Source organism: Streptomyces sp. NPDC005566, assembly GCF_040605575.1.
Lineage (GTDB): Bacteria > Actinomycetota > Actinomycetes > Streptomycetales > Streptomycetaceae > Streptomyces.
Map to the genome: position 1 here is coordinate 129,293 of NZ_JBEXDB010000008.1, position 15,156 is coordinate 144,448.

The following is a 15,156-nucleotide window of genomic DNA, read 5'->3' on the forward strand; positions in this document are numbered from 1 at the left end:
GACACCAAACCCCTCCGGCATTTGAGGACAAACCCGGCCTCCGGCCGCATCCCGGCCGCTCCCCCCTGGCCGAAAAGGCTCGGGCCCCGCTCAGCTCCTGCTGCGCGACCGTGCCTTGAAGGCGGCTTTGCGGGCTGCCTTCGCCGTCTTCCTGTCGCGGTGCAGCCGTCCGATCGCCTCGAGCACATCGGCCGTCGCCGGGTGTTCCACCCGCCACGCCTCGTCGAAGAAACCGCTGTGCTGACCGGAGAGCCCCTCGACCAGTTCCTGGAGCTCGTCCATGTCTCCGTCGGCGTCCAGTTGCGCGGCGATCGTGTCGACGGCGAGCCAGAAGACCATCGACTCCGGCGGGGCGGGCACGTCGGCCGCGCCACGTTCTGCGAGCCAGACCCGGGCCAGCCCGCCGAGCTCCGGGTCGCCGAGCACCGCACGCACCGCGGGTTCGGCCTCCGGGCCGACCAGGGCGAGGGCCTGCTGGCAGTGGAGCCTGCGCAGCGGGGCTCCCTGGTCCACACCGCGCGCCGCCACCAGCAGCTCGGCCGCGGCGGCCACCGCTCCGTCCGCTCCGTGCCGCCCCAGCCACAGCCCGACCTCGGCCCGGGAGGCGTCCTCGGGGTAGTACGCGATGCCGTCGAGGAGCACGTCGGCGCCCTTGTCCGCGAGGTCACCGACCGCGGGTGCGTCCACTCCGGCCTCCAGCATCCGCTCCCGGATGCCGTAGAAGCCGAGCGGCGTCAGCTTCACCAGCCCGTACCGGGTGACGTCCTCGTCGTCGGCGGGCGGCTCCGCCTCCTCGCCCTCCTCGGCCAGCAACGCCTCGTCCACCGGCCGGTATGCGACGATGCCGATGGGCTCGAGCAGGCGGAACTGATCGTCCAGGCGCATCATCACCTCCGACACCTGTTCCAGGACGTCGTCGGTGGGCTCGCCCATGTCGTCGGGCACGACCATCGAAGCGGCGAGGGCGGGCAGCGGCACGGGGCCTTCGCCCGGTCCACCGTCGGAGAGGCTCAGCACGTAAAGGTTGCCGAGCACCCCGTCGAGGAATTCGGCCTCGACGTCCGGGTCCCAGTCCAGGGCCTCGAAGTCGACGGTGCCGTCCTCACGGATGAGATCGGCGAAGTCGTCGAACGCCGGCGCGGTGGCGTCCGCGTGCACGGCATCCAGACCGTCGAGCCAGATCGCGAGGACGTCCTGCGGGGATCCGGCGGTCAACAGTGTCAGGTTCTCTCCGGCGGTGACGGTGCCCTCCGCTCCGTCGTCCGGCTCGCCGTCCTCGTCCTGCGGGTCCTCCACGTCCACGAGCCCGGTGTCGACAGCGAGGCGCCACGCCTCGCTGGCGGACGCGGCCCCGTCCTCGTCGTCGGTCAGACCGAGGTGCTCCGCCGCCGCGGGCAGTTGCGCTTCGACGAGTTCGCCACCGGCGCCGACCCGGGTCGCGGGTCCGGCCCAGCGGGCCAGCCGGGCGGCGCGGGCGAGCAGCGGAGCGGCCAACGCGTCCCGTGCCAGCTCGGCCTCGGTGTGCAGCCGCACCGGCGGCAGGGAGGGGCGCTCTGCGGACATCTGGGGGTTCTCCTCGGGCGTGCTCGGGACAGGTGCGGGGTGGAGCCGTTGCGCGGGCCCTGAGCCGTTGCGCCGGGCCCCCGTGCGTACGGGCGGATCCCGTTGCGCCGGGCCCCCGTGCGTACGGGCGGTTCCCGATGCGCACGGCGCGGGCCCCTGTGTACGGGCCAGGCGCCGCAGCCCCAGCGTAGACGCATTTCGTCCCGAGCCGCCCGGTTCTGCTACAGGCCCGCTCCGAGGCTGAGCGCCGGGGTGTAGCGGTGCACGCCCCCGCCGCTCACACCCGGGTAGTTCTGGACCCGCTGCCACTGCGGTGTCGGGGATCCGACGCCCTCACCGGCCGAGGCGAGGGCGTCGACGTGGGCCTGCGCCGTCTCCCACTCCGCGTAGTTGAGTACGCGGTCGCCCTCGGTACCGACGTGGAAGTGCGCCGAGATGCCGCCGGGCGCCGGGGCCGGATCGCTGCCCAATGCCTCGAACACCGCGTCCACCCAGTCCCGTTGGCGCGCGGGGTCCGGTCCGTCGAACTCGACGTCGACAATCACGATGCAGCCGGGCTCACGGGGTTCGCCCTCCCGGAGCCCCGACCGGTACAGCTCGAACGTGTGTGGTCCGATCCGCTCGATGCCGGGGACGGCCGCGTCGATCTCGGTATCGCGCGCGTCGCGGCCGCCGCGCACGAAGTCCTGGTACGCGTCCTCGCCGGTCCACTGCGCGTAGTGGAGCAGTGTCCTGCCGTCCTCCCCGGTGTGCACGGTGTACGAGAGCAGCCCGGGGTGCGGCCAGTCACGGCTGCGCCATGCCCCGCGCACGGCCTCGACCACCTGCCGCTGCCGCTCCGGGGAACCGGCGTCCCAGGTACTGACCTTGACGACGCCTGAGTCGGAACACGCGACATCGGGCCGGGAGTTGAACTGTACGGGCGGCATGACGGGGTCCTCTCCGGGCGCACTCCTGCGGTGCGCCGCCGATCATCACCCTCACACCTGAAGCATGCTTGAGGTCAAGCACCCGACGGATCCTCCGCCCGGTGCTCGTGCCAGACTCCCCACCTGTGATCCTCCGACCGGCGACGCGCCACGATCTCCCTGCCGTTCTCGCACTTCTCGCGGACGAGGACCGGGTGATGGACCCGGCATCGGTCGTCGTCGACGCTGCCTACGAGGCGGCCTTCGCGGCCATCGACAGCGATCCGCGGAACGAGATGCTGGTCCTGGCGGACGCCGACGGCGTGCTGGGGTGCCTGCAGTTGACGTACATCCCCGGTCTCGGGAAGCACGGAGCCGAGCGTGCGCTGGTCGAGGCGGTGCGGATCAGGGCCGACCTGCGGGGCGGCGGTCTGGGGCGCGACCTCATGCGGCGGGCCGTGGAGCGGGCCCGGCTGCGGGGCTGCGCACTCGTGCAGCTGACCAGCAGCAGGCGGCGGACGGACGCCCACAGGTTCTACGAGTCGCTGGGCTTCGCGCGCAGCCACGAGGGCTTCAAGCTGCCCCTCTGACTCCGGCTGTCCCTCTGACTGAAGCCGTCCCTCCGACTGAGGCCTTCTCTCCGACTCCGGCTGTCCCCCGGCTCATTCCGGCAGTTCGGTGCGCCACGCCGTCGTGTTCAACTCGTCCATCAGGCGCAGGTCGTGGCCCTCCAGCGGGTGGACGAGGGCGCCCGTGTCGGGGGCGGGCGCGATCTCCAGGGCGTCCCCCTCGATGAGGTCGCCGCCCTCCTCGGTGGAGACCCAGGCCAGGATCGACCTGACGGTCTTGCCCGGCTTCAGCGTGACGCCCTTCGGTCCCTGGTCGCTGCCGAACATCGAGCCGCCCGCGTTCACGGGAACGGGGATCCGCTCGCCGTCCTCGCCCAGCGCCCGGACGGACGGATAGCCGTTCACGCGGTAGGGCTTCGTACCGCAGTTCACGAGCGTGAGCACGACGGCGCGGTGGAACATCGCGGTCTCCACCGGGCCCACATCGACACGGGCGCCGGAGGCGGGGCAGTCGGCCGTCGACCCGGCAGGGCTCGGCGCGCCCTGCGCCGGCGCGTCCGCCGGGTCGGAAGGTGCGGGAAACGGCTCGGCACGGACCCCGCCGGTCTGCGCACGTCCGGTGCTCGCCGCGCCGGGCGTCGGGCCGGGCTCCCCCTCGCCCGCGGGGACGAGGAAGCCGGAACAGCCCGAGAGGGCCAGCGCACCGGCCGTGATCACGGCCGCCGTCATCCTCTTCCGTACCCGCATGCCCGTGTACCCCACCCCTGGAACGGTCTGTCGTCTCTCTGTTCGATCATGCCAGACGGTGAGTTCAGCGTCTCTTCACCATCACCCCAAGCAGAACTAAGTGGACCTGCACGGACCGCCGCGCGGAGACTTCCGGCATGACAACCACCCCGGCCGGGCCGTTCGGCCGCGCCCTCTGCGCCATGATCACTCCGTTCACCGCCACCGGTGACCTGGATCTGGCAGCCGCCCGCGAGCACGCCCTCGGCCTGATCGCGGAAGGCTGCGACGGACTGGTGCTGAGCGGCACCACGGGCGAGTCCCCGACCACCACCGACGAGGAGAAGACGGCCCTGCTGCGGGCGGTCCGTGAAGCGGTCGGCGACGGCATCCCGCTCCTCGCAGGTGTCGGGAGCTCCGACACCCGGCACACGGTCCGCCTGGCCCAGGAGGCGGAGGCGGCCGGCGCGGACGGGCTGCTGGTGGTCACCCCGTACTACAGCCGTCCCCCGCAGGCCGCCGTGGAGGCACACTTCGTCAGGGTCGCGGAGGCCACGGGCATTCCCCTGATGCTGTACGACATCCCGGGCCGCACCGGCACGAGGATCGAACCGCAGACCCTGCTGCGGCTGGCGGAGCACCCCCGCATCGTGGCGGTCAAGGACTGCGCGTACGACCTGCTCGGGGCGACGAAGGTGATGGCGCGCACCCGGCTGGCCTACTACTCGGGCTGCGAGGAGATGAACCTTCCGCTGTACGCGGTGGGCGGCGCCGGTTACGTGAGCACGGTCGCCAATGTGGCGCCGCGCCGGATGCGGGCCGTGCTGGACGCGTTCGACGCCGGCGACACCGCGGAGGCGGCCCGCCTGAACGGGCTCACCATCGGCCTGGTCGAGGCCATGATGTCCGCCGGCCTACCGGGCGCGGTCACGGCGAAGGCTCTGCTGGACGCGGGCCCGGTCCGGGAACCGCTGCAGCCCGCCGGCCGCGGGGCGACTGACGGGCTGCGCAGGGTGTACGAGGAACTCCTCGCCGCCGCCGGTTAGTTGTGGCTGTGCAGCACCTCGTTGAGACCGCCCCAGACCGCGTTGTTCGGGCGGGCCTCGACGGCGCCGGAGACCGAGTTGCGGCGGAAGAGGATGTTCGAGGCGCCGGAGAGCTCCCGGGCCTTGACGACCTGTCCGTCCGGCAGCGTGACGCGCGTGCCGGCCGTGACGTACAGCCCGGCCTCGACGACGCACTCGTCGCCGAGCGCGATCCCGACACCGGCCTCGGCGCCGACGAGGCAGCGCTGTCCGATGACGATGCGCTCCTTGCCGCCGCCGGACAGGGTGCCCATGGTGGACGCGCCGCCGCCGATGTCGGAGCCGTCACCGACGACGACACCCGCGGAGATGCGGCCCTCGACCATGGAGGTGCCGAGCGTGCCCGCGTTGAAGTTGACGAAACCCTCGTGCATCACGGTCGTGCCGGCGGCCAGGTGCGCCCCGAGCCGGACCCGGTCGGCGTCGGCGATCCGTACACCCTTGGGTGCGACGTAGTCCGTCATCCGGGGGAACTTGTCCACCGAGGTGACCTGGAGGTGCAGGCCCTCCGCGCGGGCGTTGAGCCGGACCTTCTCCAGGTCGTCGACGGCCACCGGGCCGAGCGAGGTCCAGGCGACGTTGGCGAGGAAGCCGAAGATGCCGTCGAGGTTCTGCCCGTGGGGCTGGACGAGTCGGTGCGAGAGCAGGTGCAGCCGCAGGTAGGTGTCGTGCGCGTCGAGCGGCTTGTCGTCGAGCGAGGAGATGACCGTGGAGACGGCGACGACCTCCACCCCTCGACGGGCGTCCACGCCGATGGCCCTGGCCGCGCCCTCGCCGAGCCGGTTCACCGCCTCGTCGGTGCCGAGGCGCTGCGTGCCGGCCGGCCCGGGGTCGGCGACGAGCTCGGGGGCGGGGAACCAGGTGTCGAGGACGGTGCCGTCACCGGCGATGGTGGCGAGGCCGGCGGCGACGGCGCCGGTGGTGCGGGCGGAGCCCTGGGAAGTCGTGTCGGTCATGAACAGAACCTAACCGCCCGGGCGGTGCGCGGGCGAACCGGTCTCAGGACGGGGAGGGCTCCCGGCCGGGCGCGGCGCACACTCGGCCGACGGCGTCGCCGCCCCCGGCAGGCCGGGAGGCCGCCAGGGGCCCGCCGCCGTCGAGGCGCGGCTTTCGGGGTCCATCCGCCGTGCCGCCAGTACGGCCACCCCCGCGCCGCACGCCACGGCTGCGCAGACCGGCCAGAGCAGGGCGGGCGAGGCCACGTAGAGCGCGCCGCCGAGAGGCGGCGCCAGGACCTGGCCACTGATGGACGCACCCGCGTACAGGCTCTGGAAGCGGCCCTGCGCGTGTGCCGGTGCCTGGTCGGCCACGTAGGCCGTGGCCGTGGTCTTGTACAGGATCTCGCCTGCGGTCAGTGACAGCATCATCGACACGGCGAAGAGCACCCCGGCCCCGGGGATCAGCACCGCGTAGCCGAGCCCGACCAGCAGCAGACCGGCACCCACGATGCTCAGCGGCGCCCGGCTGCGCAGTACGTGTGCCGCGGGCAGTTCGAGGCAGAGGATGACGCCGCCGTTGACGGCTATCAGCCAGCCGTAGAACTGGGCGTCGTAGCCGTGGTCGGCGAGGAAGACCGGCAGCGTGGAGTACTGCTGCCGGTACACGAGGTCGACGCAGACGATCGCGGCGAGCAGGACGATCACCGCCGGCCTGGCGCGCAGTTCCTGCCACAGGCCCGGTGCCGCACCGGAGCCGTGCGCGGGCGCGGTGTGCGCGGTGCCGCGCGCAGGCAGGATGGCGGCCGCGTAGGCGGCGAAGAGCAGAGTGCCCAGACCGTCGGCGAGGAACAGCCAACCGTACGAGTACTGGGCGGCGATCAGCGCTCCGAGCGGCGGGCCCACGGTGAAGCCGCCGTTGGACGCGAAGCGGGTGAGGGCGAAGCTCTGGCGCCGCCCGCCCTCGGGTACCGAGACGGCGACGAGTGCGGCGTTGGCAGCGCGCACGACGCCCGACGCGTACTGGGCGAGCGGCAGCACCGCGTACAGGGCGGCGACGGGCAGCACGGGCAGGGTGACGAGCGCGGCGCCGCTCGCGCAGGCCCCGGCCAGGAGCATCCGGCGATGGCCGTACCGGTCCCCGAACCAGCCACCGGTGAAGTTCCCGGCGACCAGGCCGATTCCGCCGATGCCGCTGATCACCCCGGCCTGTGCGACGGACAGGCCGCGCGGTCCGGTGAGGTAGAGGAAGAGGTACACGAAGGTGAAGCTGACGACGGCGTTGAGGAAAGCGCCGAACGCCAGGAGCCGTACCGTCCTCGGTACGCCGCGCAGCATGCCCATCCCGTCCCCCCCGAGTGAGTTCCTTTTGGGAACGGACTATGGCAGCATGATGTGCGCGGGTCAACCGAGTAGGAAGGCGGGCCGTCATGCCCCAGCGCACCAGCCTGGCCGACGCCGACTGCGCGATCGCCCAGGCGCTCGACGTCGTGGGCGACTGGTGGACCCTGCTGATCGTTCGCGACACGGCACGCGGGGTGCACCGCTTCGACGCGCTGCAGCAGGAGCTGGGCATGTCCCGCAAGGTGCTCACCGAGCGGCTGCACCTGCTGGTGGACGCCGGGGTGCTGGCCCGGGAGCCGTACCAGGACCGGCCGGTCCGCCACGAGTACCGGCTCACCCCACGCGGGCGGGCACTGCTGCCCGTACTGATCGCGCTCCAGGACTGGGGCGACGCGTGGGTACTGGGGGAAGGGGAGACGATGGCCACGACCGAGGAGAGCTCGAAGGAGGCGGCCCGGGTGCGGTCACTGGTGGGCACCCGGCTCCCCGAGCTGGAACTGCTCGACTGCAACGGCGAGTTGCGCGACCCTGTCGCCGACACCCCGTACACCGTCCTGTACTGCTTCCCCAGCGCGTACGCCCGGAAGGACGCCTACCCACCGGGCTGGTCCGGGATCCCGGGCGCGAGCGGCTGCACCCTCGAATCGTGCACCTACCGGGACCAGCTGGCCGAGTTCACCGCAGCCGGCGCGACCGTGCACGGGGTGTCCACCCAACGCCCCGACGAGCAACGGGCATTCGCCGACAAGGAAGGGCTGCGCTTCCCGCTGCTCTCCGATGCCGCACTGGCCCTGACGGCCGCCCTGCGGCTGCCGACCTTCCGCGCGTCCGGCGTCAGCAGGCTGAAGCGGCTGACCCTGGTGGTGGACAGGGAGCGGACGGTCGTCGAGGTGCTGTATCCGATCACCGACATCGAGGCGAGCGTGCGGGCCGCACTGGCGGTCGTCCGGGGGCGGTGATCAGCGCATGGCGCCGTCCACGACGGTGATCAGCGCGCGGCACCGTCCACGATCCTGGACAGCATCTCCCTCGCGTACTCCGCGTCGAAGTCGTCCCCGGTGAGCAGCACTTGCAGACTGATCCCGTCCAGCAGGGCGGCCACGGCCCGCGCCGTGGCCGGGTCGGTGCGGTCGGTCAGCAGGCTGCTCACACCGTCGGTCCACTCCGCGGCGACGGCCCGCAGGGCGGGCCGTCGCAGAGCGGCCAGATACAGCTCGTACTCCAGCTCCAGCGGGCCGCGCCCGCCCTCGAAGCACTCCGTCAGCAACCGTGTCAGCTCGTCGGCGAGATCGGCGTCCGGGTCCGCGAGGTACGCGCTCTCCCGCGCGACCCGGGCGAAGTTGTCGTTGCACCGGCGCAGCGCCGCGATCAGCAGTTCGTCGAGCGAGGCGAAGTGGTACGTCGTCGAGCCGAGCGGCACGTCCGCCTCGGCGGCCACGGAGCGGTGACTGAGGCCTGCGATGCCCCGGTCCGCGACGACACGGATCGCCGCGTCGATGATGCGGTCGCGCCGCTCGGGGTCGTAACGGCGCACCATCAGTGGGCACCGCCGAGGTTGAGCACCACGACCCCCGCGATGATGAGCGCGATGCCGGCCAGCTTGGCCGGCGCCGTGGACTCCCCCATCCACAGGATCCCGATGGCGGCGACGGCCGCCGTGCCCGCGCCCGCCCAGATGGCGTAGGCCGTGCCGACGGAGAGCGTCTTGAGGGTCTGGGCGAGCAGCGCGAACGCCAGCACATAGCCCACGACCGTGATGAGCGAGGGCCACAGTCGCGTGAAGCCCTCGCTGTACTTCATGGCCGTCGTCCCGGCCACCTCGGCCGCGATGGCGACGGCCAGCAGTCCGTATCCCATGTGTACGAGTGTACACATCGTTGCGTACGACCGTACGCAACGACCTGGAGTGTCCTGCCCCGATGAGCCGCCGTCACGGGACGCTACGGTGTCCCGACCGGTCGTACCGGATGATGAATGCACGACAACAACACAACGGAGTAGCAGTGGCGCAGGACGCAGGGTGGGGCGGCGGCGCGCACGGGGGCGCACCGTACGGCGGATTTCCGTACGGGGGACCTCCGGGGCCGCCGGGATGGGGCGGCTGGGTTCCGCCGTCGAAGCCAGGGGTGATACCCCTGGCACCTCTCAGGCTCGGGGATGTGCTCAACGGCGCGTTCTCGACGATGGGCAGGTACTGGAAGCAGCTGTTCGGCCTCGGCGCCGCCCTGTACGGCGGCGCGGCCCTGCTGATGGCGGCGGCGGTGGCCATCGCCTACTCCGCGGTCGCAGATCCGCTGGAACGGGTGGTCTCGCTCGACTACGAGGAGGAGGCGGCCTCGTCGGACGTCATCTCGCTCATCACCGCGGTGGGCGCCCTCGCGGTGGTGGGGATCATCACGATGATGATCGTCTCGGGCCTGATGTACGCGGCGGTCCCCGCGGTGCTGCAGGAGGCGGTGCTGGGCAGGCCCATCGACGTCTCCACGGTGTGGCGCCGGGCGTGGTCCCATCTCGCGCCGGTGCTCGGCACGTTGATCCTCACGGCGCTGATCGTGGTCGTACCCGTGGCGCTGGTCATGACGGCCTTCGTCGGGGTGATCATCGCGGCGGTCACCCTGGAGAGCGGCTCCGGCGCGGCCACGGCCATGACGGTCGGCATCCTCGGCGCCCTGGCGACCGGGCCGCTGGCCGCCTGGCTCTGGGTCAAGTTCTGCCTGGCACCGGCGATCGTGGTCTTCGAGGGCCAGCGCCCGGTGGCCGCCCTGCGGCGCTCCGCCCAGCTGGTGCGCGGCGACTGGTGGCGGATCTTCGGCATCACCCTGCTCGTCTACATCATGGCCGCCACGGCCGGCTACTTCATCCAGATGCCGTTCTCGATCCTCGGTATGTTCCCCGGCATCATCAGCACGTCCTCGCTGGACGACGACCCGAGCCCCACGGCGATCGTGGTCGCGATGAGCGGCTACTTCATCGCGACGATGCTGGGGCAGATGGTCAGCCAGATCATCTCGACCACGTTCCCGCAACTGGTGACCGGTCTGCTGTACGTGGACCGGCGGATACGGACGGAGGACCTGGGCCCGGTGCTGGCCGAGGCGGCCGGCGTACCGCAGCAGGGCGGGGCCCCGTACGGTGCGCAGCCCGGCCCGCCCCCCTACGGAGGGCAGCAGGGCGAAGCCCCTCACGGTCCCCCGCAGTAGCGGACGAGCTCAGTCCACCAGGGAGTTCTTCGGGCGCAGTACGCAGAACTCGTTGCCCTCGGGGTCGGCCAGCACCACCCAGGTCACGTCCTCGCCCTGCCCCACGTCCAGCCGCCGGGCACCGAGCGCGATGATCCGCTCGACCTCGGCGGCCTGGTCGTCGGGCGCCAGATCGATGTGCAGCCGGTTCTTGACCGTCTTCCCCTCCGGTACGGGGAGGAAGCACATGCCCGGCATCGCGAACTCGTCGGCACCGATGACGACCTCGTCCTCGTCCTCGAACAGCACCTGCCAGTCCATGACGCGGCACCAGAAGCGCGCCAGTGACGGCAGGTCGTGGGCGTCGACGGCGAGGTGGTAAAAGCGAACGGCCATGCCCGCCAGTCTGCCTGGCGGGCATGGCCGTTCGTCGTACCGAAACGGGGCGACGTCCGGGATCAGACGTTGAAGCCCAGTGCGCGAAGCTGCTCGCGGCCGTCGTCGGTGATCTTGTCCGGGCCCCACGGCGGCATCCAGACCCAGTTGATCCGCAGCTCGTTGACGATGCCGTCCGTCGCGGACTTCGCCTGGTCCTCGATGACATCGGTCAGCGGGCAGGCCGCGGACGTCAGAGTCATGTCGAGGGTGGCGATGTTGGCGTCGTCGACGTGGATGCCGTAGATCAGGCCGAGGTTGACGACGTCGATCCCCAGCTCGGGGTCGACCACGTCGTACAGCGCCTCGCGGACCTCCTCCTCGGAGGCCGGCTTGGTGGTAAGAGTCTCGTTCTCGCTCATGCCGTCTTCCCTTCGGACAGCGCCTGCGCCGTCGCGTCCTTCCACGCCATCCAGCTCAGCAGCGCGCACTTGACCCGGGCCGGGTACTTGGAGACACCGGCGAACGCGACCGCGTCCTCCAGCACCTCCTCCATCGCGTCGTCCGGCTCCAGCTGGCCCTTCGACTGCATCAGTTCCAGGAAGGTCTCCTGGATCTTCTGCGCCTCGCCGAGCTGCTTGCCGACCAGCAGCTCGTTGAGAACGGAGGCGCTGGCCTGGCTGATGGAGCAGCCCTGGCCCTCATAACTGACGTCGGCAATGGTCTCGCCGTCGTACTTCACGCGGAGCGTGATCTCGTCGCCGCACGTCGGGTTGACGTGGTGCACCTCGGCGTCGCCCTCCCGCAGGCCACGCCCGTGGGGGTGCTTGTAGTGGTCCAGGATCACTTCCTGGTACATGGAGTCAAGCTTCACCAGTCAACCCTCGCCATTAACCGAAAAAGTTCCGCACGTGCTCCAGGCCGTCCACCAGGGCGTCGACCTCGGCGGGCGTGGAGTACAGATAGAACGACGCTCGCGTCGTCGCAGGAATTCCGTACCGCAGGCACACCGGCCGCGCGCAGTGGTGTCCGACCCGGACCGCGATGCCCTGCTCGTCGAGTACCTGGCCCACGTCGTGCGGGTGGATGTCGCCGAGCGTGAAGGAGATCGTCGCGCCGCGGTCCTCGGCCGTCGCCGGACCGATGATCCGGAGGTCGGGGACCTCCAGGAGCCGCTTCACCGCGTACTCCGTGATCGCCTGTTCATGGCGGTGGATGTTCTCCATGCCGATGGCCGAGAGGTAGTCCACGGCCGCGCCGAGGCCGACGGCCTGGGCGATCGGGGGCGTACCGGCCTCGAACTTGTGCGGCGCCGGAGCGTACGTCGACGAGTGCATCGACACGGTCTCGATCATCTCGCCGCCACCGAGGAACGGCGGCAGGTCCTCCAGGAGCTCCTGCCGTCCCCAAAGGACGCCGATGCCGGTCGGGCCGACCATCTTGTGGCCGGTGAAGGCCACGAAGTCGGCCTGCAGCGCCTGCACGTCGAGCACCATGTGCGGGGCGGCCTGCGAGGCGTCGATGCAGACCAGCGCGCCGACCTGCTGCGCGCGGCGGATGATCTTCTCGACCGGGTTGATCGTGCCCATGATGTTCGAGACCAGCGTGAAGGAGACGATCTTCGTCTTCTCCGTGATGATCTCGTCGATGTTGGACAGGTCCAGCCGTCCGTCGTCCGTGATGCCGAACCACTTCAGCTTCGCGCCCGTGCGCTGCGAGAGCAGCTGCCACGGCACGATGTTGGAGTGGTGCTCCATCTCCGTGGTGACGATCTCCGTGTCGCTGTCGACCCGGTAGGGCTCGTCCGCCCAGCCGAGCATGTTGGCGACGAGGTTCAGCGACTCCGAGGCGTTCTTGGTGAAGATCACCTCGTTGCGGCTGGGTGCGTTGATGAAGGCCGCGACCTTGTCGCGAGCGCCTTCGTACAGCGCGGTGGCCTCCTCCGCGATCGTGTACACACCGCGGTGGACGTTGGCGTTGTGCCGCTCGTAGTACTCGTTGAGCGCGTCGAGGACCTGGCGCGGCTTCTGCGAGGTCGCCGCACTGTCCAGGTAAACGATCTTCTTGCCGTCGTGGACCGTACGGTCCAGGATCGGGAAGTCCTTGCGGATCGCCTCGGTGTCGAGGAGGCCGGAGAGCCCCTGTCGGGCGTCAGTCACGCGGAAGCGCCACCCTTCGTGTAGGCCTCGTAGCCCTCGTTCTCCAGCGTGTCTGCGAGCTCGGCGCCACCGGAGGCGGCGATCCGGCCGTTGGCGAAGACATGCACGTAGTCGGGCTTGATGTACTTGAGGATGCGTGTGTAGTGCGTGATCAGCAGGGTGCCGACCTCACCGGTCTCGCGGACCCGGTTGACGCCCTCGGAGACGGTCTTCAGCGCGTCGACGTCCAGGCCGGAGTCGGTCTCGTCGAGGATCGCGATCTTCGGCTTGAGGAGCTCCAGCTGGAGGATCTCGTGGCGCTTCTTCTCACCGCCGGAGAAGCCCTCGTTGACGTTGCGCTCGGCGAAGGCGGGGTCCATCTGGAGCCCGGCCATCGTCTCCTTGACCTCCTTCACCCACGTACGCAGCTTGGGTGCCTCGCCGCGGACGGCGGTGGCGGAGGTGCGCAGGAAGTTGGAGACCGAGACACCGGGGATCTCGACCGGGTACTGCATGGCGAGGAACAGGCCCGCGCGGGCGCGCTCGTCGACGGACATCTCCAGGACGTCCTCGCCGTCCAGGGTCACCGTGCCGCTCGTGATCGTGTACTTGGGGTGACCCGCGAGCGAGTAGGCGAGGGTCGACTTGCCGGACCCGTTGGGGCCCATGATGGCGTGGGTCTCGCCCTGCTTCACGGTCAGGTCGACGCCCTTGAGGATCTCCTTCGTGGCGTTGTCGGCCTCGACGGAGACGTGCAGGTCGCGGATTTCAAGCGTTGCCATGGGTGACTCAGGACTCCTGGGTGACGGAGACGAGCACATCGTCCCCTTGGATCTTTACGGGGTATACGGGGACGGGGCGCGTCGCGGGAAGACCGGACGGCTTGCCGGTGCGGAGGTCGAAACTCGATCCGTGCAGCCAGCACTCGATCGAGCAGTCCTCGACCTCGCCCTCCGACAGCGAGACGTTCGCGTGCGAGCAGATGTCGTTGATCGCGAACACCTCGCCCTCGGTGCGGACGACGGACACCGGCGTGCCGTCGAGCTCCACCCGCTTCGGGGTGTCGTCCTCCAGCTCGCTCAGCGCACAGGCTTTGACGAAGGCCATCAGACCGACGCCTTCAGCTCGGTCTCGATCTTGTCGAGGAGACGGGCTTCGACGTCGGGCAGGCCGATCTGCTGGACGAGCTCGGCGAAGAAGCCGCGCACGACGAGCCGGCGGGCCTCCTCGGCCGGGATACCCCGGGACTGCAGGTAGAACAGCTGCTCGTCGTCGAAGCGGCCGGTCGCCGAGGCGTGTCCGGCGCCGACGATCTCGCCGGTCTCGATCTCGAGGTTCGGTACGGAGTCGACCCGGGCACCGTCGGTGAGAACCAGGTTGCGGTTCATCTCGTACGTGTCGGTGCCCTCGGCGGCGGCCTGGATGAGGACGTCACCGATCCACACGGCGTGCGCACCGTCGCCCTGGAGCGCGCCCTTGTAGGCCACGTTGGACTTGCAGTGCGGGGCGTTGTGGTCGACCAGGAGGCGGTGCTCCTGGTGCTGGCCCTTGTCGGTGAAGTACAGACCGAAGAGCTCCGCCTCGCCGCCGGTGGACGCGTAGGCGACCCGGGGGTGGATGCGGACCACGTCGCCGCCGAAGGTGACGACGATGGACTTGAACGAGGCGTCCCGGCCGATCAGCGCGTTGTGCTGACCGAGGTGGACGGCGTTCTCGTCCCAGTCCTGGACGGAGACGACGGTGAGCTTGGCGCCGTCGCCCAGGACGTAGTCGACGTTGGCGGCGAGCACCGCGTCGCCGGTGTGGTCGATGACGACGACCGCCTCGGCGAAGGCGCCCAGCTCGATGACCTGGTGGCCGTAGGCCACACCACCCTGGCCGTGCACGGCGATCCGGATCGGCTCGGTGAGCACGGCCTCCTTGGCGACCGTGACGACCGAGGCCTGCTGGAAGGACGAGAACGCCTGGGCGGCGACCCGGTCCACGGGAGTGCCGGCCCGGCCGAGCCGCGCGTCGTCGCGGCCGACGGTCTCGACCGTGACGCCGGAGGGCGCCTCGATCACGACCTTGACCCCGTCACCGGTGGCGACGGCGGTGCCGTCGTGCAGTCCGCGCAGCCGCTCCAGCGGCGTGAACCGCCACTCCTCCTCGCGGCCGTGCGGGACCGGGAAGTCCGCGACGTCGAAGGACGGGGGGGCGCTCATGCGCGTGGCGACGGTGGACTCGGCCGCCACCGCGATGGACCCGGCGGTGGTGGAGCCCGCCGGAATGTTCTGAGCCTCAGCCATGGCTGTCGTAGTGCTCGCTTTCTCAGTCAAATGTCAGGGGGATCCG

At 70.7% G+C, this 15,156-nt stretch carries 18 protein-coding genes; 4 read left to right on the plus strand and 14 right to left on the minus strand.

Translation table 11 applies throughout. The features are described from left to right. Positions 1–90 precede the first annotated feature (90 nt). On the minus strand, positions 91–1,563 hold the full coding sequence (locus tag ABZS61_RS14960) for a hypothetical protein (RefSeq protein ID WP_356419777.1): 1,473 nt from the start codon (positions 1,561–1,563) through the stop codon (positions 91–93). Positions 1,564–1,784: 221 nt separating this feature from the next. Further along, complete coding sequence (locus ABZS61_RS14965; RefSeq protein WP_356419780.1) at positions 1,785–2,492, minus strand: antibiotic biosynthesis monooxygenase; 708 nt, start codon at positions 2,490–2,492, stop codon at positions 1,785–1,787. 125 nt (positions 2,493–2,617) lie between these two features. Here ABZS61_RS14965 and ABZS61_RS14970 point away from each other — a divergent pair, with 125 nt between their 5' ends. After that, the gene (locus ABZS61_RS14970) at positions 2,618–3,061 is read left to right on the plus strand and encodes a GNAT family N-acetyltransferase (protein ID WP_356419783.1); all 444 of its coding nucleotides are present in this window, start codon (positions 2,618–2,620) and stop codon (positions 3,059–3,061) included. Between the two features lie 72 nt (positions 3,062–3,133). On the opposite strand, the gene ABZS61_RS14975 is transcribed toward ABZS61_RS14970, so the two are convergent. After that, positions 3,134–3,787, minus strand: a complete 654-nt coding sequence (locus ABZS61_RS14975; protein WP_356419786.1) for a DUF4232 domain-containing protein — start codon at positions 3,785–3,787, stop codon at positions 3,134–3,136. 137 nt (positions 3,788–3,924) lie between these two features. On the opposite strand from ABZS61_RS14975, the gene dapA reads away from it, so the two are divergent. Then, entirely contained in the window at positions 3,925–4,812 is an 888-nt protein-coding gene (dapA, locus tag ABZS61_RS14980) for a 4-hydroxy-tetrahydrodipicolinate synthase (protein ID WP_356419788.1), read from the plus strand. Here the strand turns inward: dapA and dapD are convergent. After that, positions 4,809–5,807, minus strand: coding sequence for a 2,3,4,5-tetrahydropyridine-2,6-dicarboxylate N-succinyltransferase (gene dapD / locus ABZS61_RS14985; protein WP_356419791.1), 999 nt, complete (start codon positions 5,805–5,807; stop codon positions 4,809–4,811). The two genes, dapA and dapD, sit on opposite strands and share 4 nt — an antisense overlap. A 9-nt stretch (positions 5,808–5,816) precedes the next feature. Further along, the gene (locus ABZS61_RS14990) at positions 5,817–7,130 is read right to left on the minus strand and encodes an MFS transporter (RefSeq protein WP_356419794.1); all 1,314 of its coding nucleotides are present in this window, start codon (positions 7,128–7,130) and stop codon (positions 5,817–5,819) included. Positions 7,131–7,216: 86 nt separating this feature from the next. Between ABZS61_RS14990 and ABZS61_RS14995 the strand changes: the two genes are divergently transcribed. Next, positions 7,217–8,089, plus strand: coding sequence for a winged helix-turn-helix transcriptional regulator (locus tag ABZS61_RS14995; RefSeq protein WP_356419797.1), 873 nt, complete (start codon positions 7,217–7,219; stop codon positions 8,087–8,089). Positions 8,090–8,118: 29 nt separating this feature from the next. On the opposite strand, the gene ABZS61_RS15000 is transcribed toward ABZS61_RS14995, so the two are convergent. After that, the gene (locus tag ABZS61_RS15000; RefSeq protein WP_356419799.1) at positions 8,119–8,667 is read right to left on the minus strand and encodes a TetR family transcriptional regulator; all 549 of its coding nucleotides are present in this window, start codon (positions 8,665–8,667) and stop codon (positions 8,119–8,121) included. After that, positions 8,667–8,987 (minus strand): multidrug efflux SMR transporter, encoded by a 321-nt coding sequence (locus tag ABZS61_RS15005; protein WP_356419802.1) that lies wholly within the window; start codon positions 8,985–8,987, stop codon positions 8,667–8,669. Before ABZS61_RS15005 ends, ABZS61_RS15000 begins: the two co-directional genes overlap by 1 nt. A 302-nt stretch (positions 8,988–9,289) precedes the next feature. Between ABZS61_RS15005 and ABZS61_RS15010 the strand changes: the two genes are divergently transcribed. After that, a complete protein-coding gene (locus tag ABZS61_RS15010) occupies positions 9,290–10,330 on the plus strand; it encodes a hypothetical protein (protein ID WP_356419805.1) in 1,041 nt (346 codons plus the stop codon). A gap of 9 nt (positions 10,331–10,339) precedes the next feature. On the opposite strand, the gene ABZS61_RS15015 is transcribed toward ABZS61_RS15010, so the two are convergent. From ABZS61_RS15015 to sufD, 7 genes are all read right to left on the minus strand, one after another. Next, positions 10,340–10,705 (minus strand): VOC family protein, encoded by a 366-nt coding sequence (locus ABZS61_RS15015; RefSeq protein ID WP_356419808.1) that lies wholly within the window; start codon positions 10,703–10,705, stop codon positions 10,340–10,342. A gap of 62 nt (positions 10,706–10,767) precedes the next feature. Next, positions 10,768–11,106: a metal-sulfur cluster assembly factor gene (locus ABZS61_RS15020; RefSeq protein ID WP_250970406.1), complete on the minus strand. Its 339-nt coding sequence runs from the start codon at positions 11,104–11,106 to the stop codon at positions 10,768–10,770. Further along, positions 11,103–11,558, minus strand: coding sequence for a Fe-S cluster assembly sulfur transfer protein SufU (sufU, locus tag ABZS61_RS15025; protein ID WP_356419811.1), 456 nt, complete (start codon positions 11,556–11,558; stop codon positions 11,103–11,105). Before sufU ends, ABZS61_RS15020 begins: the two co-directional genes overlap by 4 nt. A 16-nt stretch (positions 11,559–11,574) precedes the next feature. Continuing rightward, positions 11,575–12,843, minus strand: a complete 1,269-nt coding sequence (locus tag ABZS61_RS15030; protein ID WP_329212273.1) for a cysteine desulfurase — start codon at positions 12,841–12,843, stop codon at positions 11,575–11,577. Further along, positions 12,840–13,604, minus strand: a complete 765-nt coding sequence (sufC, locus tag ABZS61_RS15035) for a Fe-S cluster assembly ATPase SufC (RefSeq protein ID WP_205019479.1) — start codon at positions 13,602–13,604, stop codon at positions 12,840–12,842. Before sufC ends, ABZS61_RS15030 begins: the two co-directional genes overlap by 4 nt. A 7-nt stretch (positions 13,605–13,611) precedes the next feature. Then, a complete protein-coding gene (locus tag ABZS61_RS15040) occupies positions 13,612–13,929 on the minus strand; it encodes a bifunctional 3-phenylpropionate/cinnamic acid dioxygenase ferredoxin subunit (RefSeq protein ID WP_329212268.1) in 318 nt (105 codons plus the stop codon). After that, positions 13,929–15,110, minus strand: coding sequence for a Fe-S cluster assembly protein SufD (gene sufD / locus ABZS61_RS15045; RefSeq protein WP_356419815.1), 1,182 nt, complete (start codon positions 15,108–15,110; stop codon positions 13,929–13,931). The genes ABZS61_RS15040 and sufD overlap by 1 nt, the downstream gene beginning before the upstream one ends. Positions 15,111–15,156: the final 46 nt, after the last annotated feature.